17 protein-coding genes, 1 other RNA gene, 1 pseudogene and 1 riboswitch are annotated in these 23,175 nt (G+C 30.5%); of the genes and pseudogenes, 12 read left to right on the plus strand and 7 right to left on the minus strand.

The features are described from left to right. Window position 1: 1 nt before the first annotated feature. Both ACWYN7_RS12190 and guaC read right to left on the minus strand, forming a co-directional pair. A complete protein-coding gene (locus ACWYN7_RS12190) occupies window positions 2–1,126 on the minus strand; it encodes an ABC transporter substrate-binding protein (protein ID WP_462860253.1) in 1,125 nt (374 codons plus the stop codon). Then, window positions 1,126–2,163: a GMP reductase gene (gene guaC, locus ACWYN7_RS12195; protein WP_462860254.1), complete on the minus strand. Its 1,038-nt coding sequence runs from the start codon at window positions 2,161–2,163 to the stop codon at window positions 1,126–1,128. Before guaC ends, ACWYN7_RS12190 begins: the two co-directional genes overlap by 1 nt. 75 nt (window positions 2,164–2,238) lie before the next feature. Next, window positions 2,239–2,456: riboswitch (cobalamin riboswitch) on the plus strand. An 83-nt stretch (window positions 2,457–2,539) separates the two neighbouring features. On the opposite strand from guaC, the gene ACWYN7_RS12200 reads away from it, so the two are divergent. Further along, on the plus strand, window positions 2,540–4,486 hold the full coding sequence (locus tag ACWYN7_RS12200; protein ID WP_462860255.1) for a TonB-dependent receptor plug domain-containing protein: 1,947 nt from the start codon (window positions 2,540–2,542) through the stop codon (window positions 4,484–4,486). A 69-nt stretch (window positions 4,487–4,555) separates the two neighbouring features. On the opposite strand, the gene ACWYN7_RS12205 is transcribed toward ACWYN7_RS12200, so the two are convergent. The 3 genes from ACWYN7_RS12205 to ACWYN7_RS12215 are packed head-to-tail and all read right to left on the minus strand — an operon-like array spanning window position 4,556 to window position 6,406. Continuing rightward, complete coding sequence (locus ACWYN7_RS12205) at window positions 4,556–5,068, minus strand: DUF7935 family protein (RefSeq protein ID WP_462860256.1); 513 nt, start codon at window positions 5,066–5,068, stop codon at window positions 4,556–4,558. Between the two features lie 4 nt (window positions 5,069–5,072). Beyond that, the gene (locus tag ACWYN7_RS12210; RefSeq protein ID WP_462860257.1) at window positions 5,073–5,792 is read right to left on the minus strand and encodes a DUF3307 domain-containing protein; all 720 of its coding nucleotides are present in this window, start codon (window positions 5,790–5,792) and stop codon (window positions 5,073–5,075) included. Beyond that, window positions 5,792–6,406, minus strand: coding sequence for a transcriptional regulator (locus ACWYN7_RS12215; RefSeq protein ID WP_462860258.1), 615 nt, complete (start codon window positions 6,404–6,406; stop codon window positions 5,792–5,794). The genes ACWYN7_RS12210 and ACWYN7_RS12215 overlap by 1 nt, the downstream gene beginning before the upstream one ends. A 222-nt stretch (window positions 6,407–6,628) precedes the next feature. Here ACWYN7_RS12215 and ACWYN7_RS12220 point away from each other — a divergent pair, with 222 nt between their 5' ends. From ACWYN7_RS12220 to ACWYN7_RS12260, 9 genes are all read left to right on the plus strand, one after another. Then, window positions 6,629–8,953, plus strand: a complete 2,325-nt coding sequence (locus ACWYN7_RS12220; RefSeq protein WP_462860259.1) for an ATP-dependent helicase — start codon at window positions 6,629–6,631, stop codon at window positions 8,951–8,953. A gap of 118 nt (window positions 8,954–9,071) precedes the next feature. Next, complete coding sequence (locus tag ACWYN7_RS12225; protein WP_462860260.1) at window positions 9,072–9,722, plus strand: DUF4290 domain-containing protein; 651 nt, start codon at window positions 9,072–9,074, stop codon at window positions 9,720–9,722. 3 nt (window positions 9,723–9,725) lie between these two features. Then, entirely contained in the window at window positions 9,726–11,030 is a 1,305-nt protein-coding gene (murA, locus tag ACWYN7_RS12230; RefSeq protein WP_462860261.1) for a UDP-N-acetylglucosamine 1-carboxyvinyltransferase, read from the plus strand. A 100-nt stretch (window positions 11,031–11,130) separates the two neighbouring features. After that, window positions 11,131–11,682, plus strand: a complete 552-nt coding sequence (locus tag ACWYN7_RS12235; RefSeq protein ID WP_462860262.1) for an HNH endonuclease — start codon at window positions 11,131–11,133, stop codon at window positions 11,680–11,682. Window positions 11,683–11,770: 88 nt separating this feature from the next. Further along, window positions 11,771–12,319 carry a nucleotide exchange factor GrpE gene (locus ACWYN7_RS12240; RefSeq protein WP_462860263.1) on the plus strand — a complete coding sequence of 183 codons (549 nt, stop codon included), beginning with the start codon at window positions 11,771–11,773 and terminating at the stop codon, window positions 12,317–12,319. 74 nt (window positions 12,320–12,393) lie between these two features. Then, the gene (gene dnaJ / locus ACWYN7_RS12245) at window positions 12,394–13,518 is read left to right on the plus strand and encodes a molecular chaperone DnaJ (protein ID WP_462860264.1); all 1,125 of its coding nucleotides are present in this window, start codon (window positions 12,394–12,396) and stop codon (window positions 13,516–13,518) included. Window positions 13,519–13,708: 190 nt separating this feature from the next. Then, window positions 13,709–14,021, plus strand: an RNA gene (rnpB, locus tag ACWYN7_RS12250) — RNase P RNA component class A. Window positions 14,022–14,286: 265 nt separating this feature from the next. Further along, the gene (locus ACWYN7_RS12255; RefSeq protein WP_462860265.1) at window positions 14,287–17,064 is read left to right on the plus strand and encodes a bifunctional aconitate hydratase 2/2-methylisocitrate dehydratase; all 2,778 of its coding nucleotides are present in this window, start codon (window positions 14,287–14,289) and stop codon (window positions 17,062–17,064) included. Between the two features lie 165 nt (window positions 17,065–17,229). Beyond that, window positions 17,230–19,497, plus strand: coding sequence for an aconitate hydratase (locus tag ACWYN7_RS12260; RefSeq protein ID WP_462860266.1), 2,268 nt, complete (start codon window positions 17,230–17,232; stop codon window positions 19,495–19,497). A gap of 163 nt (window positions 19,498–19,660) precedes the next feature. On the opposite strand, the gene ACWYN7_RS12265 is transcribed toward ACWYN7_RS12260, so the two are convergent. Next, entirely contained in the window at window positions 19,661–20,866 is a 1,206-nt protein-coding gene (locus ACWYN7_RS12265) for an MFS transporter (protein WP_462860267.1), read from the minus strand. Between the two features lie 74 nt (window positions 20,867–20,940). Next, window positions 20,941–21,063 carry a hypothetical protein gene (locus tag ACWYN7_RS12270; RefSeq protein ID WP_462860268.1) on the minus strand — a complete coding sequence of 41 codons (123 nt, stop codon included), beginning with the start codon at window positions 21,061–21,063 and terminating at the stop codon, window positions 20,941–20,943. Window positions 21,064–21,282: 219 nt separating this feature from the next. On the opposite strand from ACWYN7_RS12270, the gene ACWYN7_RS12275 reads away from it, so the two are divergent. Next, the gene (locus tag ACWYN7_RS12275) at window positions 21,283–22,140 is read left to right on the plus strand and encodes a hydroxymethylglutaryl-CoA lyase (RefSeq protein WP_462860269.1); all 858 of its coding nucleotides are present in this window, start codon (window positions 21,283–21,285) and stop codon (window positions 22,138–22,140) included. 211 nt (window positions 22,141–22,351) lie between these two features. After that, window positions 22,352–23,175: pseudogene (locus ACWYN7_RS12280) on the plus strand (hypothetical protein); the annotation flags it as partial.

The following is a 23,175-nucleotide window of genomic DNA, read 5'->3' on the forward strand; positions in this document are numbered from 1 at the left end:
TTTATAACATTTTTTCAAAAAATGTAAGTTTATAATTTGGTAACAAATCAGGATTGGTAATTTTTATAATATCTTTTAAAACCAAATCTGGTCTTGTTGGTGCCAATTCATAATAAAGAACTCCACCTGTCTTTCCTTTTTTTGTTGATGGAGTATAGATGTTATTTTGTCTAAACGCTTTAAATTTTGAGTATAATTTATTGCTACTAAGTAATTGTTCTTTGGATGAAAAGTAGCCAGGAGCAATCCAAAAATCTGCATCTGCACTTTTATCAAAAACATGTTCAAAACTTAAAGACAAGCTTCCTTTTCCAGACGAGTTTTGCCACAAATAATTACAATTGGCATCTTTTAAATATTGGGCTACAAAACTATCACCTGCAGGCAAATTCCAAATATCTTTGCTCATTATTGCACCAGATAAAATACTTGGTTTTTTGGTTGATTTTAAAGCAATGTTTTTAGCTTGTATATAATTGGTTTCAATAATTCTAAAAATACTGTCTGCTTGTTTTTCCTTATCAAATAGAACTCCAAAAAACTTAATCCATTCTGCTCTTCCTAAAGGAGTTTCTTCTAGCCAATCTCCATTATAAATTACCTTTATTCCTGCTTTTTTTATGGTGGTTAAAGATTTATCAGCAGAAGAAACACTATAGCCTACAACCAATTCTGGTTGCAAATTCAACAGAATTTCTGTGTTTAAAGAACTTTCTTTACCAATTTCTTTAATTTTTCCAGCATCAATTAATTGTCTTGTTTTTTCTGAGGATACATATTTTGAATACGGAAAACCAATAATTGCAGTTTCTTCATTCAGCAACTCAACCATTGGTATATGAGTTGTAGAAGTAACAACAATTTTCTCAATAGGAGTAGAGAGTGTATTTGCAATCTCCTCTTTTTTGGATTTTTTATTTTGAATGATATATTCAAAAATTTCATCAGAATTCTGATAAGCAGATTTTATAATTAACTTTTTAACTCCATTTTTATCAACAATATCAAAACCCTTTGCATATTTGATGTTACTTTCTGTTTGATTATTTTCATCAACCTTAACAGCTTCTTTTTTACACGAACCAAAAACGAATAACCAAATAGTAAAAACTAAAATTTTCTTCATTAAGAATATACTTGATTTTCTTGTTCTTGAACTCGAATAAAAGTAGTTCTTTTGGTTAATTCTTTTAATCTTTTTGCACCTACATAAGTACATGTAGATCTTATTCCGCCTAAAATATCAATAACTGTGTTTTTTACATCACCTTTAAAAGGAACTTCTACAGTTTTACCTTCAGAAGCTCTATAATTAGCAACGCCTCCAGCATGTTTATTCATAGCAGTTTCTGAGCTCATTCCGTAAAAAGCTCTAAATTTTTCGCCATTTTTTTCAATCAATTCACCACCACTTTCTGTGTGTCCAGCAAACATACCTCCAAGCATTACAAAATCTGCACTACCACCAAAAGCTTTGGCAACATCACCAGGAATTTTACAACCACCATCAGAAATAATTTGTCCTCCCATTCCATGAGCAGCATCAGCACATTCTATAATAGCCGATAATTGTGGATAACCCACACCTGTTTTAACTCGAGTTGTACAAACAGAACCTGGCCCAATACCAACTTTTACAATATCTGCACCAGATAAAAGCAATTCTTCTACCATTTCTCCAGTAACAACGTTACCCGCAATAATTATTTTATTCGGATGATTTTTACGCATTTTTTGAACAAAATTGACAAAGTGTTCAGAATATCCGTTCGCAACATCAATACAGATAAAGTTTATTTGAGGAAATTCATTTAAAATGGTTTTTACTTTTTCAGAATCGTCTTTTCCAGTACCTGTACTTACAGCAATATTTTTTAAAACTTCTTCGGATGAATTTGTGGCAAAATTACGCCATTCTTCTAAAGAATAATGTTTGTGTACGGCTGTAAATAATTTGTGTTTTGCCAATTCTTTAGCCATTTCAAAAGTACCAACAGTATCCATATTTGCAGCCATTATTGGTATACCTTTCCAAACGATATTACTATGTAAAAACTTAAATTCTCTCTCTAAAGTAACCTGAGATCTCGATTTTAATGTAGATCGTTTAGGACGAATCATTACATCTTTAAATCCCAATTTTAAATCATTTTCAATTCTCATAAATCTAAATATTATTAAAGTTTAAAGATATTAAATTTCAAAACGATTTTATTAGATTCTTGAAAAGAATACTTATACATTTGCAAAGATTTTGGTTTTGATGTAAGCTTCATTTTTACATCAAATTAAAAGGGAATCTGGTGAAATACCAGAACTGTACCCGCAACTGTAAGCTATAAAGCTTGTAACCAATTCTTTAACCACTGTTTGATTTCTAAAGTGTATTTAGAATAAAATGGGAAGGTTTGTTACAAGACGCAAGTCAGGAGACCTGCCAAAAATCACGAGTTAAAAACTTTCGGGATAAAAGTTTATGTACTAATAACTATTCGTACACAAAATTTACCTGATTTATTGTTTCAATTAAATCATTAAAATGAAAAAACAATTAGTAATTGTTGGTGCTTTGGCATTCAGTTTTGCCAGCACAACTCTTTTTGCACAAAAAAAAGAAAAGCAAAAAGAAAACGTAGAAACTTTAGAAGAAGTTGTAGTTACTGCAACTAAATTTAAGTTAAAAAAAGAAAACACAGGTAAAGTAATTACCAAAATTACCCAAAAAGAATTGCAGCAAAATGCAGGTAAAAATGTAATTCAAATTCTAAACAATGTAGTTGGTATAGATGTTAGAGGGGTAAATTCTAATGCATCAGAACCAAGAAGTATTTATGTTAGAGGTGGTAGAAGTAGACAAGTTTTAGTTTTAATAGATGGTGTGCCTGTTACAGATCAATCTGCTATTAATCAGGAGTTTGATTTACGTTTGTTAGCTGTAAGTCAAATAGAAAGTATCGAAATTTTAAAAGGTGCTTCATCTACTTTATATGGTTCTGGAGCTGCAACAGCTGTAATTAATATCATCTTAAAAAAAGCTTCTAAAAATTCTATTTCTGGCACTTTAGAAACTAGTTTTGGCACAAATAAAACAGCTGATAATACTGGTGATAAATCTGCAGATAACAATCAAAATATTTCTGTAAATGGAACATTAGGGAAATTTAATTTTTTAAGTTCTATCAATCTTTCTAAAGTAGATGGTATGTCTTCTGCTAAAAGTGATGCAAATACCACTTTTGAAGAAGATGGTTTTTACAGCAAAAACGTTTTGGTAAAATTGGGCTACGCTTTTAGTGATAAATTTTATGTAGAAACTTTTTTAAATTATGATGATTTTGATTACGATTTTGACGCTGGTGCATATGCAGATAGTGATGTAAACGAAGGAAATCAAAATCAATTTAGATTTGGAATTAAACCAACTTTTAATTATAATAAAGGGCAATTGTATCTTTTAGCTTCTGTAAATGAGGTGAAAAGAGAAGTAAATCAATTTAATTCTTGGGCTGGGAGTTTAGATTTTTATCAATTTACGGGTAAAAGTATTAATGTAGATTTGGTGAACAAATTTGAATTTTCAGAAAAATTTCAACTCATTTCAGGGTTAAATTATCAAGAGCACTCTAATCAAACAGAAACTCCTTTTGCAACCATTGATAAAGATGTAGCCAATTTTAATACAATAGATCCTTATGCAAGTGTGGTTTATATTGCTGATTTTGGTTTAAGTGTTAATGTTGGTGCAAGATTAAATATACATAATGTGTACGGAAATCACCTGGTTTACGATGGTAATTTGGCTTATCAAGCTTTAAAAAATGAACAAGCTTCATTAAAATTAATTACTTCTTATAGCACTGCTTTTATTGCACCAAGTTTGTATCAATTGTATGATGGTTTTGCTGGTAATATCGATTTAAAACCAGAATCTAATAAAACTTTTGAAGCGGGTTTTGAAGTAAATTACCAAGATTGGATTCAGTTTGATGCTGTGTATTTTAATAGAAAAGAAGAAGATGCAATTATTTACGATAATACAACATTTAAATATGGAAATGGTTCTTCTGATGCTAATGGATTTGAGCTAAATACTAAAATTATGCCTGCTAAATTTTTAGCAATTAACGCATCATATACTTATGTTGATAGAGATAAAACTGAAGATTTTAACGATTATATAGCAGCAAATAAATTGAATTTAGGAGTTGGAATTTCTGTTTTAAAAAATGCGTTTTTTAATTTAAATTATAGAAATGTAGGAGAAAGATCGCTATTTGATAGATGGGGAAGTTTTGGAACAGCTGGAGAAGATGTTATTTTGCCAAGTTACCAAGTGTTAGATTTTTTAGCAAATTATAAGTTGTTAAATGAAACTGTTACTTTTTTTGGTGGAGTTACCAATCTTTTAAACGAAGATTATGATGATATTTTAGGTTTTTCTACAAGAGGTAGAAATTTAAAAATAGGAGTGAGAATCGTATTGTAGTATCCCCCTCTTTTATGGTTTTTTTTATCATAAAATAGAAAAGTCTTCTTATTTAAGAAGACTTTTTGATTATAAGAGTTTTTTTACTTCACTTTTTATAAAACTGATGGCTGTTTCTGTGGGTGGTAATGTTTTAGAATAATCAATTAATACATTTTCTCTAAAATCATTTGCAGAATTTGATGTTTCTGCTGCTTGTTGTAGTTTATTAATTATGGCTCTTTTTGTGGCAATAATGGCTGTCCAAGCTTCATCAGAAATATAAATTTGTTGTACCAAATTATGTTCAAATTCCTGATCTATATTGGCAATTAATAACTGTAAATAATCTGTGGTATTTTCTGATATTGGTTTAATTCTTACCAATATTTTTACAGGGTTAATGCGTTCGCAAAACAACAACATTCTTTCGTAAGCTTGCAATTTAATAGGCAAAGATTCTTTCTTTTTCTCTGCCATTATTGCTAATTTTTTTTCAGTATTTTGTTGTTTTAAAAAACCGTTAAACATATAATAAGCAACAAAACCTGTAACTGCTGCAGGCAAAATATATGCAATACTTTCTAAGATTTTATCTTCCATTTAATTATATAAAATTTAAGAGATACAAATATAAAATTCCTAAAAAGACAGCAAAGCCAAAACTTAATAAAGTACCAATTAAAATGTATTCTGTTAGTTTTCGGTCTTTAGATGATGTTAAATCTCCAAATCTAAAAACAGATTTTGCCGCTAATAAAAAACCTATGCCTTCCCAATGATTTGTAATTACAAAAGTAAAAACAAATAAGCGCTCTAAAATACCTATATATCTACCAGCTTTGGCAAGTGAATCGTCGTTTTCTTTTTTCTTTTCAGGATTCCATTGTGTTATTATTATTTTTATGATAATGGCTGACACAAAAACAACCATCAATATAAAAATTAGTAGTAATAACGTTTTTTTGGTGATGATATTTTCTAGAGATAAATTAAAATCTTCGTAAAAAGAAACTGCAATCATCAACATAAAAAGATGTAAAATTTGATCTATAAAAAACCAAATTCGCTTTGTTTTTTTCTTCTGAAGATATAATTTTAAAAGATCTATACTATAATGAGTTGTAATTATAAACAGAAAACCTAACCAGTATTGTTGTATATCAAACAAAAGGATGAGCAATAAAGATAAAATGTGCACACCAATATGAAAATATAAACGTAAAGATTTTACTTTCTTTTTTTCTTTATCTGTTACCCATTTTTCTGACTGAAAAACAAAATCACCCAAAATATGTGCCAATAAGAATTTTAAAAAGAGTAACATTAATTTGTAGTTTTATTGTTGATTAAATCTCTGTACAACTGTTCTAATTGCATAATTTCATCTAAACCAGCTCTTTTTCTGCGTTCACTTGCGCTACTTTCTGATATATTTAGTTTTTTAGCGATAATTTTCTGAGTAAGTGTTGGGTTTTTTAAATACATTTCTGCAAAAGTAGCCGAATTTATGGTCCAGTTATCCATGGTTAATAAAGCTAAAGCCAAAGAGGTGTTTAAGATGTTATCAAAGTCTGGCCAAGGAGATTTAATTGCTAAATTTTGTTTTTTTAAAAGATTATCAAAAGCAAACCCACTATTTATAAACGCTTCTCCATTTCCTTCTGTAATGTTTTTAAAAGTTTCGTTTTTTGCTCCAATTCCAATTGCAATTCTAACATCCAAATTTTTAATTTTCTTTAAGGCTGTTTTTAATTTTATAGCAAATAATAATGCATCTTCTATCGAATTAATTTCAATTTGAAAACTATCTCCTCTGTATATTTCCCAAGTTTTAGGTGATGTTCCAACAGCATTAAATGCATCTTTTAAGATCGGTAACCACAGCTGTGTAGCTACATTTCTAGAGTTTATAATATCGCCGGTTAAAATGCTTGTCATTGTAAATTTTTAGTAAAAATACTTTTTTTATCCTCAATTTCAAAATTATTCGGGTTTTAAGACGAATTTTAATAGATTCGGGTTTTAAGACGAATTCTTGTTAATTCGGGTTTTAGAACGAATATTTGTAAAATAATTTGTGAATAAAAACTAACAAGGTTACTTTATAAAAACGAATAGTTTGGCTAATTTCACGTTTTTAAATTCTTTCAAAATTTACCATTGAATACTTATTTAAATACTTTAAACGAAGCGCAAAAACAGGCTGTCTTGCAAAAAGATGGTCCAATGATAATTATAGCAGGTGCAGGTTCTGGAAAAACACGTGTTTTAACCTATAGAATTGCGCATTTAATGCAATCTGGAGTAGATTCTTTTAATATTTTATCGCTAACTTTTACCAATAAAGCAGCTCGTGAAATGAAAGAAAGAATTGCAGGAGTTGTAGGCCAAAGTGAAGCCAAAAACCTTTGGATGGGAACTTTTCACTCGGTTTTTGCTAGAATTTTACGATCAGAAGCAGACAAGTTAGGTTTTCCTAGCAACTTTACCATTTACGATACGCAAGATTCAGTACGTTTAATAACTGCAATTATTAAAGAAATGAACTTGGATAAAGAACGCTACAAAGCCAAGCAAATTTTAGGACGAATTTCATCATTCAAAAATAGCTTAATAACAGTTAGAGCATACTTTAATAATTCTGATTTACAAGAAGCAGATTTACACGCAAGCAGACCAAAAGTTGGTGATATTTATAAAGAATATGTAGACAGATGTTTTAAATCTGGTGCCATGGATTTTGATGATTTATTGTTAAGAACCAATGAATTACTGGCTCGTTTTCCTGATGTTTTAGCAAAATATCAAGACAGATTTAGATATATTATGGTTGATGAGTATCAGGATACAAATCACTCACAATATATCATTGTTAGGGCTTTAGCAGATAAATTTGGTAATATTTGTGTAGTGGGTGATGATTCTCAGAGTATTTATAGTTTTAGGGGTGCTAATATTCAGAATATTTTAAATTTTCAAAAAGATTATCCTGATGTAAAAACCTTTAAATTAGAGCAAAATTATAGATCAACAAAAAATATTGTAAACGCAGCTAACTCTGTAATTGCAAGAAATAAAACCAAGTTAGATAAAGAAGTTTGGACCTCTAATGATGCAGGAGATTCCATAAATGTGATGCGTACTATTTCTGATGGTGAAGAAGGTCGTTTTGTAGCACAATCCATTTGGGAAAACATGATGAATCATCAATTAACTCCAGATAATTTTTGTGTATTGTATAGAACAAATTCGCAATCTAGAGCTATAGAAGATGCATTAAGAAAGAAAAATATTGAGTATAAAATTTATGGTGGAATTTCATTTTATCAAAGAAAAGAAATCAAAGATATTTTATCTTATTTACGTATTTTAATCAACCCAAATGACGAAGAAGCACTAAAAAGAATTATCAATTATCCTGCAAGAGGAATTGGAGCAACAACCATTGATAGGCTTACTATAGCTGCAAATCACTACAAAAAATCCATTTTCGAAATCATAAAATATATCGATAAAATTGATATCAAAATAAATTCTAGCACCAAGAATAAGTTGCAGAATTTTATGAATATGATTTTAAGATTTCAAATAGAATCTCAAACAAAAAATGCTTTCGAAATTGCAGAAACTGTTGTAAAAGAAACCAGATTAATTAAAGATTTAGAAAAAGATGGTACACCAGAAGCTGTTAGTAAAGTAGAAAACGTTCAAGAATTGTTAAACGGAATTAAAGATTTTATAACAGATAAAATAGAAGAAGGCGCAGATGCTTCTTTAACTACATTTTTAGAAGATGTTGCTTTGGCTACAGATTTCGATTCTAAAAAAGACGAAGAAAAACCAAGCGTTTCTTTAATGACCATACATCAATCTAAAGGTTTAGAGTATTTATATGTATACATTGTTGGTTTAGAAGAAAATTTATTTCCTTCTGCAATGAGCATGAATACTAGAAGCGAGTTAGAAGAAGAACGCAGATTATTTTATGTAGCATTAACAAGAGCAGAAAAAGTAGCTTATTTAAGTTATGCACAAACACGTTATAGATGGGGTAAATTGGTAGATGCAGAACCAAGTCGTTTTTTAGAAGAAATAGACGACCAATATTTGCATTATATTACTCCAAAAGTACCAGAACCAAGTGTAAATCGTTTTGTTGATAAAAGTATTTTTGATGATGCTCCTAAAGGAATCCGTTTTCAAAAACCAATTCAACGTAAAAAAATGGAACGTGATTTGGCAAAAAAGAAAGAAATTATCATTCCTAAAAACTTAAAAAAAGTTACTCAAGCTACCAATGCTAAAACCAATTTGTTTGATAGTGCTGTTGCAGTGGGTAATATTGTAGAGCATAATAGATTTGGTGCTGGAGAGGTAATTGCATTAGAAGGTAAAGGGCCAAATAAAAAAGCAGAAATTAAGTTTAGTACAGTAGGTAAAAAGAAATTATTGCTACAATTTGCTAAATTAAAAGTGATTGGTTAAAAAATCAATTATAAAACAAAAATAAATTGTTATTTTGCAACAATTAAAATAACTACAATAAATTTAGTATATTCTTGTCATTAGTTTTTAATCAAGAATCTTCACAAATAATATATAAATGACATTCGATTTAGAATACAATTCAGAAAGAACACTAATGATTATTCCAGAATATGGCAGACATATTCAGAAATTGGTAAATCACTGTGTGGCTTTAGAAAGCAAAGAAGAAAGAGATAAAATGGCAAAAGCCATTGTAGATGTAATGGGTAATTTACAGCCACATTTAAGAGATGTTCCAGATTTTAAACACAAATTGTGGGATCAATTATATATAATGTCTGAGTTTAAATTAGATGTAGAATCTCCTTATCCTCAACCATCAAAAGAAGAATTACAAGAAAAACCAGAAGCTTTAGCCTACCCAAAATCAGCATCAAGATATCGTTATTATGGTAATAATATTCAAACCATGATAGATGTAGCTTTAAGTTGGGAAGAAGGCGATAAAAAAGAAGCTTTAGTGTTTACCATTGCCAATCACATGAAAAAGTGCTATCTTAATTGGAATAAAGATACTGTAGATGATGCTGTAATTTATAAGCATTTATATGATTTGTCTGATGGAAAAATAGATTTAAGAAGTACTGAAGAAGAATTAACTGACAGTAAAAATTTATTAAGAAAAAGAAATTCTCAAGGTCAAAATCATTCTAAGACCAATAATAAGAAACAACATCACAATCATAAAAACAGAAAAAGATATTAATTAATGGCGTCATTTAAAATTGAAGGTGGACATAAATTAAAAGGTACTATAACTCCACAAGGAGCAAAAAATGAAGTTTTACAAATACTTTGTGCTGTTTTATTAACTCCAGAAAAGGTTACAGTTCATAACGTGCCTGATATTGTTGATGTGAATAAATTGATTTTTATACTTGGTGAATTAGGTGTAAAAGTAGAAAAGTTAAGTAGTAATTCTTATGCTTTTAAAGCAGATGAAATCAATTTAGCATATTTAGAATCTACAGATTTTAAAAGAGATGGAAGCTCATTAAGAGGTTCTATAATGATTGTGGGCCCTTTATTGGCTCGTTTTGGAAAAGGATATATTCCTAAACCAGGAGGAGATAAAATAGGACGTAGAAGATTAGATACACATTTTGAGGGTTTTACAAACTTAGGTGCCATTTTCAGATATAATAAAGAAGAACATTTTTATGGAGTAGAAGCAGATGAATTAGTGGGTACAGATATGTTGTTAGATGAAGCCTCTGTTACAGGAACTGCAAATATTTTAATGGCAGCTGTTTTAGCAACAGGCACAACCACAATTTACAATGCTGCTTGTGAGCCTTACATTCAACAATTGTGTAAAATGTTGAATGCCATGGGAGCTAAAATTACTGGAGTTGGTTCTAATTTGCTAACTATAGAAGGTGTTAAAACTTTAGGCGGATGTGAGCATAGCGTTTTACCAGATATGATTGAGATTGGTTCTTGGATAGGTGTGGCTGTTATGACACGTTCAGAATTAACAATTAAAAACGTTAGTTGGAAAAATTTAGGGCAAATTCCAAATGTTTTTGCTAAATTAGGCATAGAATTCGAGAAAATAGGTGATGATATTTTCATTCCAGAACAAGAATCCTACGAAATTCAGAACTATATAGATGGCTCAGTTTTAACTGTTTCAGATGCTCCTTGGCCAGGATTTACGCCAGATTTATTGAGTATAGTTTTAGTTATTGCAACTCAAGCAAAAGGAACCGTTTTAATACATCAAAAAATGTTCGAAAGTCGTTTGTTTTTTGTTGATAAATTAATAGATATGGGCGCAAAAGTTATTCTTTGCGATCCTCATAGAGCAACTGTAATTGGGCAAAATTTTGAAAGTAGTTTAAGAGCTACTACAATGACATCTCCAGATATTAGAGCAGGTATCTCATTGTTAATAGCAGCATTATCTGCAAAAGGAACTTCTATAATTCATAACATAGAACAAATAGATAGAGGTTACGAAAACATAGAAGCACGCTTAAAATCTATAGGTGCAAAAATTGAAAGAATTTAAAATAAAAAACTATAAAAATTTAAAAATCCTAGAAGAAGATTTATAAAAAAAAATGAAAGTGAAAAAGTTTTATTATTAACTTAATTTAACTTTAGAAATTATGATTAGAAACTTATGGAACGAGGAATGGAAAGAAATTAAATTTGATGACAAGATTTCGAAGAAAATGAAATTTAAAATATCTAACTATGGTAGAATTTTAAAGTGTGTTGGTGGTAAAGAAATTTTAAGGAAACAGACGTACACTAATGGTTATGAAACAATATCTTTAATACAAGAAGCTAACAAAAAAACTACTAGTAGATATGTTCACAAACTAGTTGCGCAACATTTTTTACCCAAAGAAAATGAAGAACAACTGTATGTAATTCATTTAGATTACGATAAAACAAATAACGTTTTAGAAAACTTAAAATGGGCCACAAAAAGAGAAAAAGAGCTGCATCAATTTAGTCATCCAAATTGGGATAATATTGTTAAAGAAAGAGGTAAGAAAATTGGTAAATTAACTGAAGGTAAAGTTAGAATCATTAAAAAACAACTCAAAAATAATAGAACACGCATTACAATGATAGCCAAACGTTTTGGTGTTTCAGATATGCAAATTCATAGAATTAAATCTGGTGAGAATTGGTCTCACGTTAAAATTTAGAAAAACTTAATAGTGTCAATTTGACACTATTTTTTTGTTGGCAACATTTTTGACAATAAATTGTGTACAATTTAACGATTACAAAGAAATGAGTAAGAAAGAAAATATAAAAGAAGAAGAAGTAATAAACGAGCAAGAAACTGCACAAGTAGAAGAAAATCAAGAAATTGAAACAGAATCTGTGCAAGAAGAACCAACATCAGAAGAGTTAGTTCAGGCAGAAAAAGATAAGTTTTTACGCCTTTTTGCAGAATTCGAAAACTATAAAAAAAGAACAACAAGAGAAAGAATTGAATTATTTAAAACAGCAGGACAAGAATTAATGACATCTTTACTGCCAGTTGTAGATGATTTTGAAAGAGCTCTGACACATATAGAAGAAGATAAAGAAGCAGAAGAATTAAGAAAAGGAGTTTTATTAATTTACAATAAATTCTACAATACACTAGAGCAGAAAGGTTTATCTAGAATAGAAACTAAGGCTGGCGATACTTTTGATGCTGAAATTCATGAAGCAATTACACAAATTCCTGCTCCATCAGAAGATTTAAAAGGAAAAATAATCGATTGTGTAGAAAAAGGATACAAATTAGGCGATAAAGTAATACGCTATCCAAAAGTAGTAATAGGACAGTAATTTAGGACTCAGTTTACAGTAAGCAGCAACAAAATGCCTGCTCACTTAAAACTACAACTGCAAACTAAGAAACAATGGCAAAACAAGATTTTTACGAAATATTAGGCATTTCTAAATCTGCATCTCAAGCAGAAATTAAGAAAGCTTACAGAAAAATGGCAATTAAATATCATCCAGACAAAAATCCTGGTGATGCAACTGCAGAAGAAAACTTTAAAAAAGCTGCAGAAGCTTACGAAATTTTGAGTGATGAAAATAAAAAAGCAAGATACGATCAATATGGTCATGCTGCTTTTGATGGTCCTCAAGGTGGTGGTGGCTTTGGTGGTGGTGGAATGAATATGGATGACATATTTAGCCAATTTGGAGACATCTTTGGAGGTGGTGGCTTTGGTGGTTTTGGTGGTGGTGGAGGCCATAGACAAGCCAGAGTTAAAGGGAGTAATATGCGTATTCGTGTAAAACTTACTTTAGAAGAAATAGCCAAAGGAGTAGAGAAAAAAGTAAAAGTTCGTAGAAAAGTACAAGCCAATGGTGTAAAATATAAAACCTGTACAACTTGTAATGGAACAGGTCAGGTAATGCGTGTTACAAATACCATTTTAGGTAGAATGCAAACAGCAACTACGTGTTCAACTTGTTCTGGTGCAGGAGAAATTATGAGTTCTAAACCAAATGGAGCAGATGCTCAAGGAATGGTTGTAAAAGAAGAAACTGTGCCAATTAATATTCCTGCAGGGGTAACAGAAGGAGTTCAGTTAAAAGTAGGGGGCAAAGGAAATGATGCACCTGGTAAAAATTCAATTTCTGGAGATTTATTGGTTTTAATTGAAGAAATACCTCACGAAACTTTAAAAAGAGAAGGTACAAATATTCATTATGATTTGTATATAAACTTCTCGGAAGCTGTTTTAGGAACAAGTAAAGAAGTAGAAATAGTTACAGGTAAAGTGAAAATAAAAATTGAACCAGGAACGCAATCAGGTAAAATTTTAAGATTAAAAGGCAAAGGATTACCAAGCATAGAGCGTTATGGAACTGGTGATTTCTTAATCCATATTAATGTTTGGACACCACAAGAATTGAACAAAGAACAAAATCAATTTTTTGAAAAAATGTTAAATGATGATAATTTTTCACCAAACCCAAACAAATCAGACAAGTCATTTTTTGAGAAGGTAAAAGACATGTTTTCTTAAAAAGTATTAAAAATAAAAAAAAAGTGTACATTTTTTATTAAAAATGTTTTTTTATAAAACTTTTTAATATATATTTGTAATGTTGTTGATTTATCAATAACACTTTTTCTTTTTCATAGCAATTTTTCCCACTCAAATTCTATTTGAGTGGGTTTTTTTATAAGTTAAAAAGAAAATAAATGAAAAATATATAGCAGACTTATCTTATCGTCTCGAATTTATTTCGAGGAGGAAAGTCCGGACACCAAAGAGTATTCATAGCGGATAACATCCGTCCAACGTAAGTTGAGGACAAGTGCAACAGAAAGCAAGTACAGTTAGGCTGTAGTGAAACCAGGTAAACTCTATGAGGTGCAATGTCATGTATATTAGAGCTTGAGAGCTACTCGCTCGATTCTAAAGGGTAGGCAGATCGATTCTAAAAGTAATTTTAGAACTAGATAAATGATAAGAGCCTTTTTTTTAAAAAGGAACAGAATTCGGCTTATTAGTCTGCTTTATATTTTTTATTTAATTCTCACCTTTCTTACTAATTTGTTGAATTATATGTACATATTAAAAAAATAGTTTTTTTTTATTCATTAATTGTACCTATCTATTATTTATCTTTCAAAATCGATATTTATGCAGTAATTTTGCTTGAGTAAACTTATTTTTTCTAATGTAAATTAACTTTATTTGTAAACTGTCAGCGATACAATTTTAGTTTTATAAAACATTAAATAAATAGCTACAAAAATTAACTAAAAGAATTCTATAATATTATTTATGAGTATTTACAACGACTACCTGAAGGAGATTGAAGAAAGAAAACAATTAGGACTTCACCCAAAACCTATTGATGGTGCAGAATTGCTAAGTGCAATTATTACACAGATTAAAGATTTAGATAATGAATATAGAGAAGATTCTCTTAACTTTTTTATATACAATGTTTTACCTGGAACCACAAGTGCTGCAGTTGTAAAATCGAAATTTTTAAAAGAAATTATATTAGAACAAGAAGTTGTTAAAGAAATTTCTCCATCTTTTGCTTTAGAGCAATTATCACACATGAAAGGTGGACCTTCAGTAGCAGTTTTATTAGATATTGCTTTAGGAGATGATATCAGTAAAGCAAAAGAAGCTGCAGAAGTATTAAAAACGCAAGTTTTCTTGTACGATGCTGATACAAGCAGATTAGAAGAAGCATTTAATAATGGTAGCGAAATAGCTAGAGATATTATTGAAAGTTATGCTAAAGCTGAGTTTTTTACCAAATTACCAGAAATTGAAGAAGAAATAGATGTGGTAACTTACATTGCTGGTGTTGGTGATATTTCTACAGACTTGCTTTCTCCAGGAGGTGATGCACATTCAAGATCTGATCGTGAATTGCATGGACAATGTATTTTTGAGCATAACAAAGAAATGCAAAATGAATTGTTAGCATTGCAAGAAAAACACCCAGGCAAACGTGTTATGTTAATTGCAGAAAAAGGAACAATGGGAGTGGGCTCTTCTAGAATGTCTGGTGTAAATAATGTTGCACTATGGACAGGAGTAAAATCTAGTCCTTATGTGCCTTTTATAAATATTGCTCCAGTAATTGCTGGTACAAATGGTATTTCTCCAATTTTCTTAACTACAGTTGGTGTAACAGGTGGTATTGGTATAGATTTACAAAACTGGGTAAAACAAAAAGATGCAGAGGGTAATACAATTGTAGATGAAGATGGAGAGCCAGTTTTAAAACAAGTATATTCTGTAGCTACAGGTACAGTGCTTACAATCAATACAAAAGAAAAGAAATTATATCATGGCAAAACAGTATTAAAAGATATTTCTACGGCTTTAACTCCTCAAAAACAAGAGTTTATTAAGGCTGGTGGTTCTTATGCCGTGGTTTTTGGTAAAAAATTACAAACTTTTGCAGCTAAGGTTTTAGGAATCGAAGCGCCACAAGTATATGCAACATCAAAAGAAATTTCTATTGAAGGGCAAGGTTTAACTGCTGTAGAAAAGATTTTTAATAAAAATGCTGTAGGTACAACTCCAGGTAAAGTTTTACATGCAGGTTCTGATGTTCGTGTAGAAGTTAATATTGTTGGTTCTCAAGATACAACAGGATTAATGACTTCTCAAGAATTAGAAATGATGGCAGCCACAACAATTTCTCCAATTGTAGATGGTGCTTATCAATCTGGTTGTCATACAGCTTCTGTTTGGGACGATAAATCTAAGGCGAATATTCCTAGGTTAATGAAATTTATGAACGATTTTGGATTAATCACAGGTCGTGATCCAAAAGGAGTTTATTTTCCAATGACAGATGTTATTCATAAAGTTTTAAATGATATTACAGTAGGAGATTGGGACATTATTATTGGTGGAGATTCTCATACTCGTATGTCTAAAGGTGTTGCTTTTGGTGCAGATTCTGGTACAGTAGCTTTAGCTTTAGCAACTGGTGAGGCTACAATGCCAATTCCACAATCTGTTAAAGTTACTTTTAAAGGTGCAATGAAATCTTATATGGATTTTAGAGATGTGGTACACGCAACGCAACAACAAATGTTAAAACAATTTGGTGGCGAAAATGTTTTTCAAGGAAGAATTATCGAAGTTCATATAGGGACACTTACTTCTGATGAAGCCTTTACATTTACAGATTGGACAGCAGAAATGAAAGCCAAAGCTTCTATTTGTATTTCTGAGGATGAAACTTTAATAGAATCTCTAGAGATAGCTAAAGGTAGAATCCAGATTATGATCGATAAAGGAATGGATAATGAAAAGCAAGTTCTACAAGGTTTAGTTGATAAAGCTAACACAAGAATTACTGAGCTTAAAACAGGAATTAAACCAGCTTTAAAACCAGACGCAAACGCAAAGTATTATGCAGAAGTTGTTATTGATTTAGATGAAATAGCTGAACCAATGATTGCTGATCCTGATGTTAATAACGAAGATGTTTCTAAACGTTACACTCATGATAATATTAGACCATTATCTTATTATGGTGGAACTAAAAAAGTAGATTTAGGATTTGTAGGGTCTTGTATGGTACATAAAGGTGATATGAAAATATTAGCTCAAATGTTAAAAAACATAGAAACTCAACAAGGTAAAGTAGAATTTAAAGCTCCTTTAGTAGTTGCACCACCAACATACAATATTGTTGATGAATTAAAAGCAGAAGGAGATTGGGAAGTTCTACAAAGATATTCAGGTTTTGAGTTCGATGATAGCGCTCCAAAAGGTTTAGCAAGAACGAAATATCAAAATATGTTGTATTTAGAGCGTCCAGGTTGTAACCTTTGTATGGGTAATCAAGAAAAAGCAGAACCAGGAGATACAGTTATGGCAACATCAACTCGTTTATTTCAAGGTAGAGTTGTAAAAGATTTAGGAGAGAAAAAAGGTGAGTCTTTATTATCATCTACTCCAGTTGTAGTTTTATCAACAGTTTTAGGTAGAACTCCAACAATGGCAGAATACGAAGCTGCTGTAGAAGGTATTTTATTAACTAAATTTAAGCCTTCTCAAAAGCAATTGGTAAACTAAGAAGTTTATAACTAAATATTTTAAAAGCCTAAATCTATGATTTAGGCTTTTTTTTGCATAAACCCTACCTATATTATAATCATTCTATTTTATACCTAACCTTTTTATAAAAAGGCATTATTTTGTATCTTAGATTTTTAACAAACACAAAAAATAAGAAATCCTATGGCATTTGATATTGATATGATTAAGCAGGTCTATGAAAGTATGACTGAACGAGTTGATGCAGCTCGTAAAATTACTGGCAAACCACTAACATTGTCAGAAAAGATTTTATATTCTCATTTATGGGAAGGTACACCAACAAGTGCATTTACTAGAGGTAAAGATTATGTAGATTTTGCTCCAGATAGAATAGCTTGTCAAGATGCAACTGCACAGATGGCTTTGTTACAATTTATGCAAGCAGGTAAACCAAAAGTTGCAGTGCCTACAACTGTACATTGTGATCACTTAATTCAAGCAAAAGAAGGTGCAGCCAAAGATTTAAAAAATGCAAATAGTACAAGTAGTGAGGTTTTTAATTTTCTAGAATCAGTTTCTAATAAATACGGAATTGGTTTTTGGAAACCAGGTGCAGGTATTATTCATCAAGTAGTTTTAGAAAATTATGCATTCCCTGGAGGGATGATGATAGGTACAGATTCTCACACAGTAAATGCTGGTGGTTTAGGAATGGTTGCAATTGGTGTTGGTGGTGCAGATGCAGTTGATGTTATGGCTGGTATGGCTTGGGAATTAAAATTTCCAAAGTTAATTGGTGTTAAATTAACAGGTAAACTTTCGGGTTGGACAGCTCCTAAAGATGTAATTCTTAAAGTTGCAGAAATCTTAACTGTTAAAGGAGGTACAGGTGCCATTGTAGAATATTTTGGACCAGGTGCAACATCAATGTCTTGTACTGGTAAAGGTACAATTTGTAATATGGGTGCAGAAATTGGTGCAACAACATCTACTTTTGGTTATGATGCTTCTATGGAACGTTATTTAAAAGCAACTGATAGAGCTGATGTTGCTGAAGCTGCCAATGAAATTAAAGATTATTTAACAGCAGATGCAGAAGTTTATGAAAATCCTGAGGAATATTTTGATCAAGTAATAGAGATTAATTTATCAGAATTAGGACCTTTATTAAACGGACCATTTACGCCAGATTTATCTACAACTGTTGGTTCTGCCATGACAGAAAAAGCCAATGCAAATGATTGGCCATTAACTGTAGAGTGGGGATTAATTGGTTCTTGTACAAATTCATCTTACGAAGATTTATCAAGAGCATCATCTATTGCACAACAAGCTGTAGATAAAGGTTTAAAAACTAAAGCTGAATTTGGTATCAATCCAGGTTCTGAGCAAGTTAGATATACTGCAGATAGAGATGGTATTTTAGGGATTTTTGAAAAATTAGGTGCAACAATTTTTACGAATGCTTGCGGACCTTGTATTGGACAATGGGCAAGATATTCAGACCCTAAAAATGCGCCTAAAAATAGTATTGTTCACTCTTTTAATAGAAACTTTGCTAAAAGAGCAGATGGTAACCCAAATACACACGCATTTGTGGCATCACCAGAATTAACTGCTGCAATTGCAATTGCTGGTCGTTTAGATTTTAATCCATTAACAGATAAATTAATTAATGAAGATGGAGAAGAAGTAATGTTAGATGAACCAACTGGATGGGAGTTACCACCAAAAGGTTTTGAGGTAAAAGAAAATGGTTATTTAGCGCCAGACGAAGATGGAAGTGGAGTAGTAGTTTCTGTAAAAGAAGATTCAGAAAGATTGCAATTGTTAACGCCTTTTACACCTTTAGGAGATGCTATTACAGGTGCTAAATTGTTAATTAAAGCGTTTGGAAAATGTACAACAGATCATATTTCTATGGCTGGGCCTTGGTTGCGTTTTAGAGGGCATTTAGATAATATTGCAAATAACACGTTAATAGGAGCAGTAAATGCGTACAATAAAAAAACAAACTTTGTTAAAAATCAATTAACAGGTGAGTTTGATGCTGTACCTGCTGTACAAAGAGCCTATAAAAAAGAGGGAATTAAAACGATTGTTGTTGGAGATCATAATTATGGTGAAGGTTCTTCTAGAGAACATGCTGCAATGCAACCAAGACATTTAGGTGTTGCTGCTGTTATTGTTAAATCTTTTGCAAGAATTCATGAAACAAACCTTAAAAAACAAGGTATGTTAGGTTTAACCTTTGATAATGAGGCTGATTACGATTTAATTCTAGAGGATGATACCTTCAATTTTATCGATTTAAATGAGTTTGCTCCAGATAAACAATTGACTTTAGAAATTGTACATGCAGATGGTAGTAAAGACACCATCAAACTAAATCATACATACAATAAAGCACAAATTGATTGGTATAAAGAAGGTTCTGCATTAAACTTAATCAAAAAACAAAATGCTTAATCTGTAGTAGAAATTAAATAATTTTAAAACTCTTGAAGAAATTCAAGAGTTTTTTTATAAATAAATATGAGAATTTTTTAGACTTTATCAATAACAACTATTAATTTAAAATAAGATTTTTTTGATATAATATATTCGAAAACAAAAAGGAGTATTGATATCCTTAAAAGCTTATATTTTTTCTTTTTTTTAATTTAATTATTTCTTGTTTTCTTCTTAAAGCAATTAACCCGAAAATAGGACCAATGGCCAAAATCATAAAAATAAAATTAGAATCAGTTTTTGCGTTAATGCTGTTTAAAATTAGAATACTTATAATTGTAATCGAAAAACCAATACAATTTACAATAGTTAAGGCTGTACCTTTGTCTTTTTGAGGTGCATTTTGTGCCACCAATGTCGAAAATAATGGCGAATCTGCAATAACAACACATCCCCAAAAAATTAAAAAAGCAATAAACAGATATTCGTTTGAAATTTGAAAAGCAAAAGGAGAAATCAAACAACAAATACAAGAAAGCAACAGAAAATTAAATGCTGTTTTTTGTACGCCGAATTTTTCTGAAATATAGCCTCCTAAAACACAAGAAATTCCGCCTAAAGCAATAATTATAAATGATAAAATAGAAATATTATAATGTACTTGCGGATGCAAATCTTTATAAATATTTAATAGAATAGGTACAAAAGCCCAAAAAGTATACAATTCCCACATATGTCCAAAATATCCATAAGCAGCTTTTCTAAAATTATGGTTCTTAAAAACCGCATAACTGGCCTTTAAATCTAAAGTTTTACTTGCTTTTCTATAAGGACCATTTTTTACAAATAATAACATTATTAATCCGCCAAAAGTAGCTAAAGTAGACGTTGAGATTAATACACTTTTCCAAGAATAATCTACCAAAAGATCTTTTAATAAATGGGGTAAAGCTGTACCAATAACCAAAGCGCCCACTAAAAAACCTAAAGATTTTCCTAAACCTGTATTGTAATAATCTGTGGCTATTTTCATCCCTACAGGATAAATGCCAGCCAAGAAAAATCCTGTAAAAAAACGTAAAATCAATAAACTTAATAAAGATTGATTTTCATAAATCAACCCAAAATTAAATAATGCACCTAAAACGGCACTTATAAAAAAAACTTTAGAGGGTGAAAAGCGATCTACAATAGTTAATAAAGCAAATAATAAAGTACCTGCAATAAAGCCAAACTGAACAGCAGAAGTTAAATATCCTAAAGCATTTTCTTGCAATTGAAATGTTTCTACTAAGCTATTCATTACTCCATTGCCTGCAAACCACAAAGATGTACAGCAAAATTGAGAAACTACAATTACAAATAAAATGTGTTTTGGTATCTTCATTAAAAAAAACGAATTTACCAAAAACACATTAATAAACAACAAACTCAAAGAAATATAAAAGTGGGGGATATTCTTTAAATTTTATTACCCAAAAAGTTTCGAAATTTAGTTGGGTTTCCATCTTCATCACCTGTAAATAAATAGTAAATCATGCCTGCATCAGAAATATCCGCTCTTTTGTCTTTATGTTTTTTCATGCATTTCCAAATCCAAGAAATATTTATTTTCTAAAGAAGAATTTAGATTTTGCTCAATCCTTTTTACGAATCGTAAAAATAAAATGCAACTACAAAGAGAAGTAGATTTAAGTAATTATATTGCTAATATTTAATTTTAAAACTAATTTTAACTGAGTTGATTTATGAATATCATTTCTTTAAGATATTAAATCAAATATCAATTGTATATTTGAGTTGATGAAAAAAGTGAAAATCATAGAATGTCCTAGAGATGCCATGCAAGGTATAAAATCACATTTTATATCAACCGAAAAAAAGGCATTGTATATCAATTCTTTATTAAAAGTTGGTTTCGATACAATTGATTTTGGTAGTTTTGTATCGCCAAAAGCCATACCTCAAATGCGAGATACTGCTGCAGTTTTATCGAAATTAGATTTATCGAAAACCAGTAGTAAATTATTAGCCATTATTGCGAATCTAAGAGGCGCAAACGATGCTTCTAAATTCGAAGAAATCGATTATTTAGGATATCCTTTTTCAATATCAGAAAATTTTCAGATGCGTAATACGCACAAAACAATTGCAGAATCTATAGATACTTTAAATGAAATTTTAAATATTGCTGATAAATCAAATAAAGAAGTTGTTGCGTATTTATCTATGGGTTTTGGGAATCCTTATGGAGATCCCTGGAACGTGGAAATAGTTGGAGCGTGGACAGAGAAACTTTCTAAGATGGGTGTAAAAATATTATCACTTTCAGATACTATTGGTAGTTCTACACCAGAAGTAATTGACTATCTTTTTAAGAATTTAATTCAAAAATATCCAGAAATAGAATTTGGTGCACATTTACACACTACTCCAGATAAATGGTTTGAAAAAGTAAATGCTGCTTATAAAGCGGGTTGTTTACGTTTTGATGGAGCCATGAAAGGATTTGGTGGTTGCCCAATGGCCAAAGACGAATTGACAGGCAATATGCCAACTGAAAAATTACTGAGTTATTTTACGGCAGAAAACGCAGATACCAACATTAAACCTATGAGTTTTGAAAGTGCCTATAACAAAGCTTTAGAAGTTTTTCTTTAATATTAAAATTGTTTATCTTTTTAGTAATTATATTAATCAAATATATTTTTATTCAAACTTAAATTTTAAGTTTTCTCTTCAATTACTACGCTTAATTCTTATTTAATTTATAGTTTTCTTATACTAAAATTTTGTTAATTTAATAATAATATTGAAATGATGTAAATATTTTTGTTTAACTTAGAGGTAAAATAATTAAACAAATAATATTATGAAAAAAATTAACTTTATTCTCTTTACCATAACACTACTAATATTTTCTAGTTGTAGTGATGATGATTTTGACTACAAATTTTATGAACCCACAGGAAATTCAATTACTTACGACCTTGGCTCTAAAGATGTAGCAGGTATATTTGGTACAGCTACATTTGTAGAAATTGCAGACGGTTCTATCAACATAAATTTAGATATTTCTGGTACTCCTTCTGGTGGAATTCATCCAGCGCATATTCATTTAAATTCAGCAGCAGAAGGTGGTGCTATTGCAGTTTCATTAGATCCTGTAAATGGAGATAGTGGTAACAGTTCTATAAATATAACCACTCTAGATGATGGTACACCAATTACTTACAATGAGTTGCTAAATTTTGATGGTTACATTAACGTTCACTTAAGTTCAGATGAATTAGGAACTATTGTTGCCCAAGGTGATATTGGTCAAAACGATATAAAAAATTCAATTACTTATGATTTAGGCGAAAAAGCAGTAGCAGGAATTTCTGGTGATGTTACTTTTTCAGAAAGAGTAAATGGAGAAGTTTTAGCTACCATAGAATTAAGTGGAACTCCTGCAGGAGGAGAACATCCTGCACATATTCACGAAAACACAGCAGCAGAAGGAGGTGGGATTTTAGTTTCTTTTAACCCTGTAATTGGCGACACTGGTGTTAGTGTAACAAATTTAACTACTTATGATGATGGTTCTGCTTTTTCTTATAGCGATGTAAGTAATTTGGATGCTTATGTAAATGTACATTTAAGTGCTTCAGAGTTAGGAACTATTGTAGCGCAGGGAGATATTGGTGAAAATGA

It is taken from the genome of Polaribacter sp. M10, assembly GCF_054968445.1.

What these genes read in the sequence shown, in the direction of transcription:
- ACWYN7_RS12255 (WP_462860265.1), top strand. Translation starts at nt 14,287, where the DNA reads ATGAGTATTTACAACGACTACCTGAAGGAGATTGAAGAAAGAAAACAA.
- ACWYN7_RS12240 (WP_462860263.1), top strand. Translation starts at nt 11,771, where the DNA reads ATGAGTAAGAAAGAAAATATAAAAGAAGAAGAAGTAATAAACGAGCAA.
- dnaJ (WP_462860264.1), top strand. Translation starts at nt 12,394, where the DNA reads ATGGCAAAACAAGATTTTTACGAAATATTAGGCATTTCTAAATCTGCA.
- ACWYN7_RS12235 (WP_462860262.1), top strand. Translation starts at nt 11,131, where the DNA reads ATGATTAGAAACTTATGGAACGAGGAATGGAAAGAAATTAAATTTGAT.
- ACWYN7_RS12275 (WP_462860269.1), top strand. Translation starts at nt 21,283, where the DNA reads ATGAAAAAAGTGAAAATCATAGAATGTCCTAGAGATGCCATGCAAGGT.
- ACWYN7_RS12210 (WP_462860257.1), bottom strand. Translation starts at nt 5,792, where the DNA reads ATGTTACTCTTTTTAAAATTCTTATTGGCACATATTTTGGGTGATTTT.
- ACWYN7_RS12260 (WP_462860266.1), top strand. Translation starts at nt 17,230, where the DNA reads ATGGCATTTGATATTGATATGATTAAGCAGGTCTATGAAAGTATGACT.
- guaC (WP_462860254.1), bottom strand. Translation starts at nt 2,163, where the DNA reads ATGAGAATTGAAAATGATTTAAAATTGGGATTTAAAGATGTAATGATT.
- ACWYN7_RS12265 (WP_462860267.1), bottom strand. Translation starts at nt 20,866, where the DNA reads ATGAAGATACCAAAACACATTTTATTTGTAATTGTAGTTTCTCAATTT.
- ACWYN7_RS12225 (WP_462860260.1), top strand. Translation starts at nt 9,072, where the DNA reads ATGACATTCGATTTAGAATACAATTCAGAAAGAACACTAATGATTATT.
- ACWYN7_RS12270 (WP_462860268.1), bottom strand. Translation starts at nt 21,063, where the DNA reads ATGAAAAAACATAAAGACAAAAGAGCGGATATTTCTGATGCAGGCATG.
- ACWYN7_RS12200 (WP_462860255.1), top strand. Translation starts at nt 2,540, where the DNA reads ATGAAAAAACAATTAGTAATTGTTGGTGCTTTGGCATTCAGTTTTGCC.
- ACWYN7_RS12205 (WP_462860256.1), bottom strand. Translation starts at nt 5,068, where the DNA reads ATGGAAGATAAAATCTTAGAAAGTATTGCATATATTTTGCCTGCAGCA.
- ACWYN7_RS12215 (WP_462860258.1), bottom strand. Translation starts at nt 6,406, where the DNA reads ATGACAAGCATTTTAACCGGCGATATTATAAACTCTAGAAATGTAGCT.
- ACWYN7_RS12190 (WP_462860253.1), bottom strand. Translation starts at nt 1,126, where the DNA reads ATGAAGAAAATTTTAGTTTTTACTATTTGGTTATTCGTTTTTGGTTCG.
- murA (WP_462860261.1), top strand. Translation starts at nt 9,726, where the DNA reads ATGGCGTCATTTAAAATTGAAGGTGGACATAAATTAAAAGGTACTATA.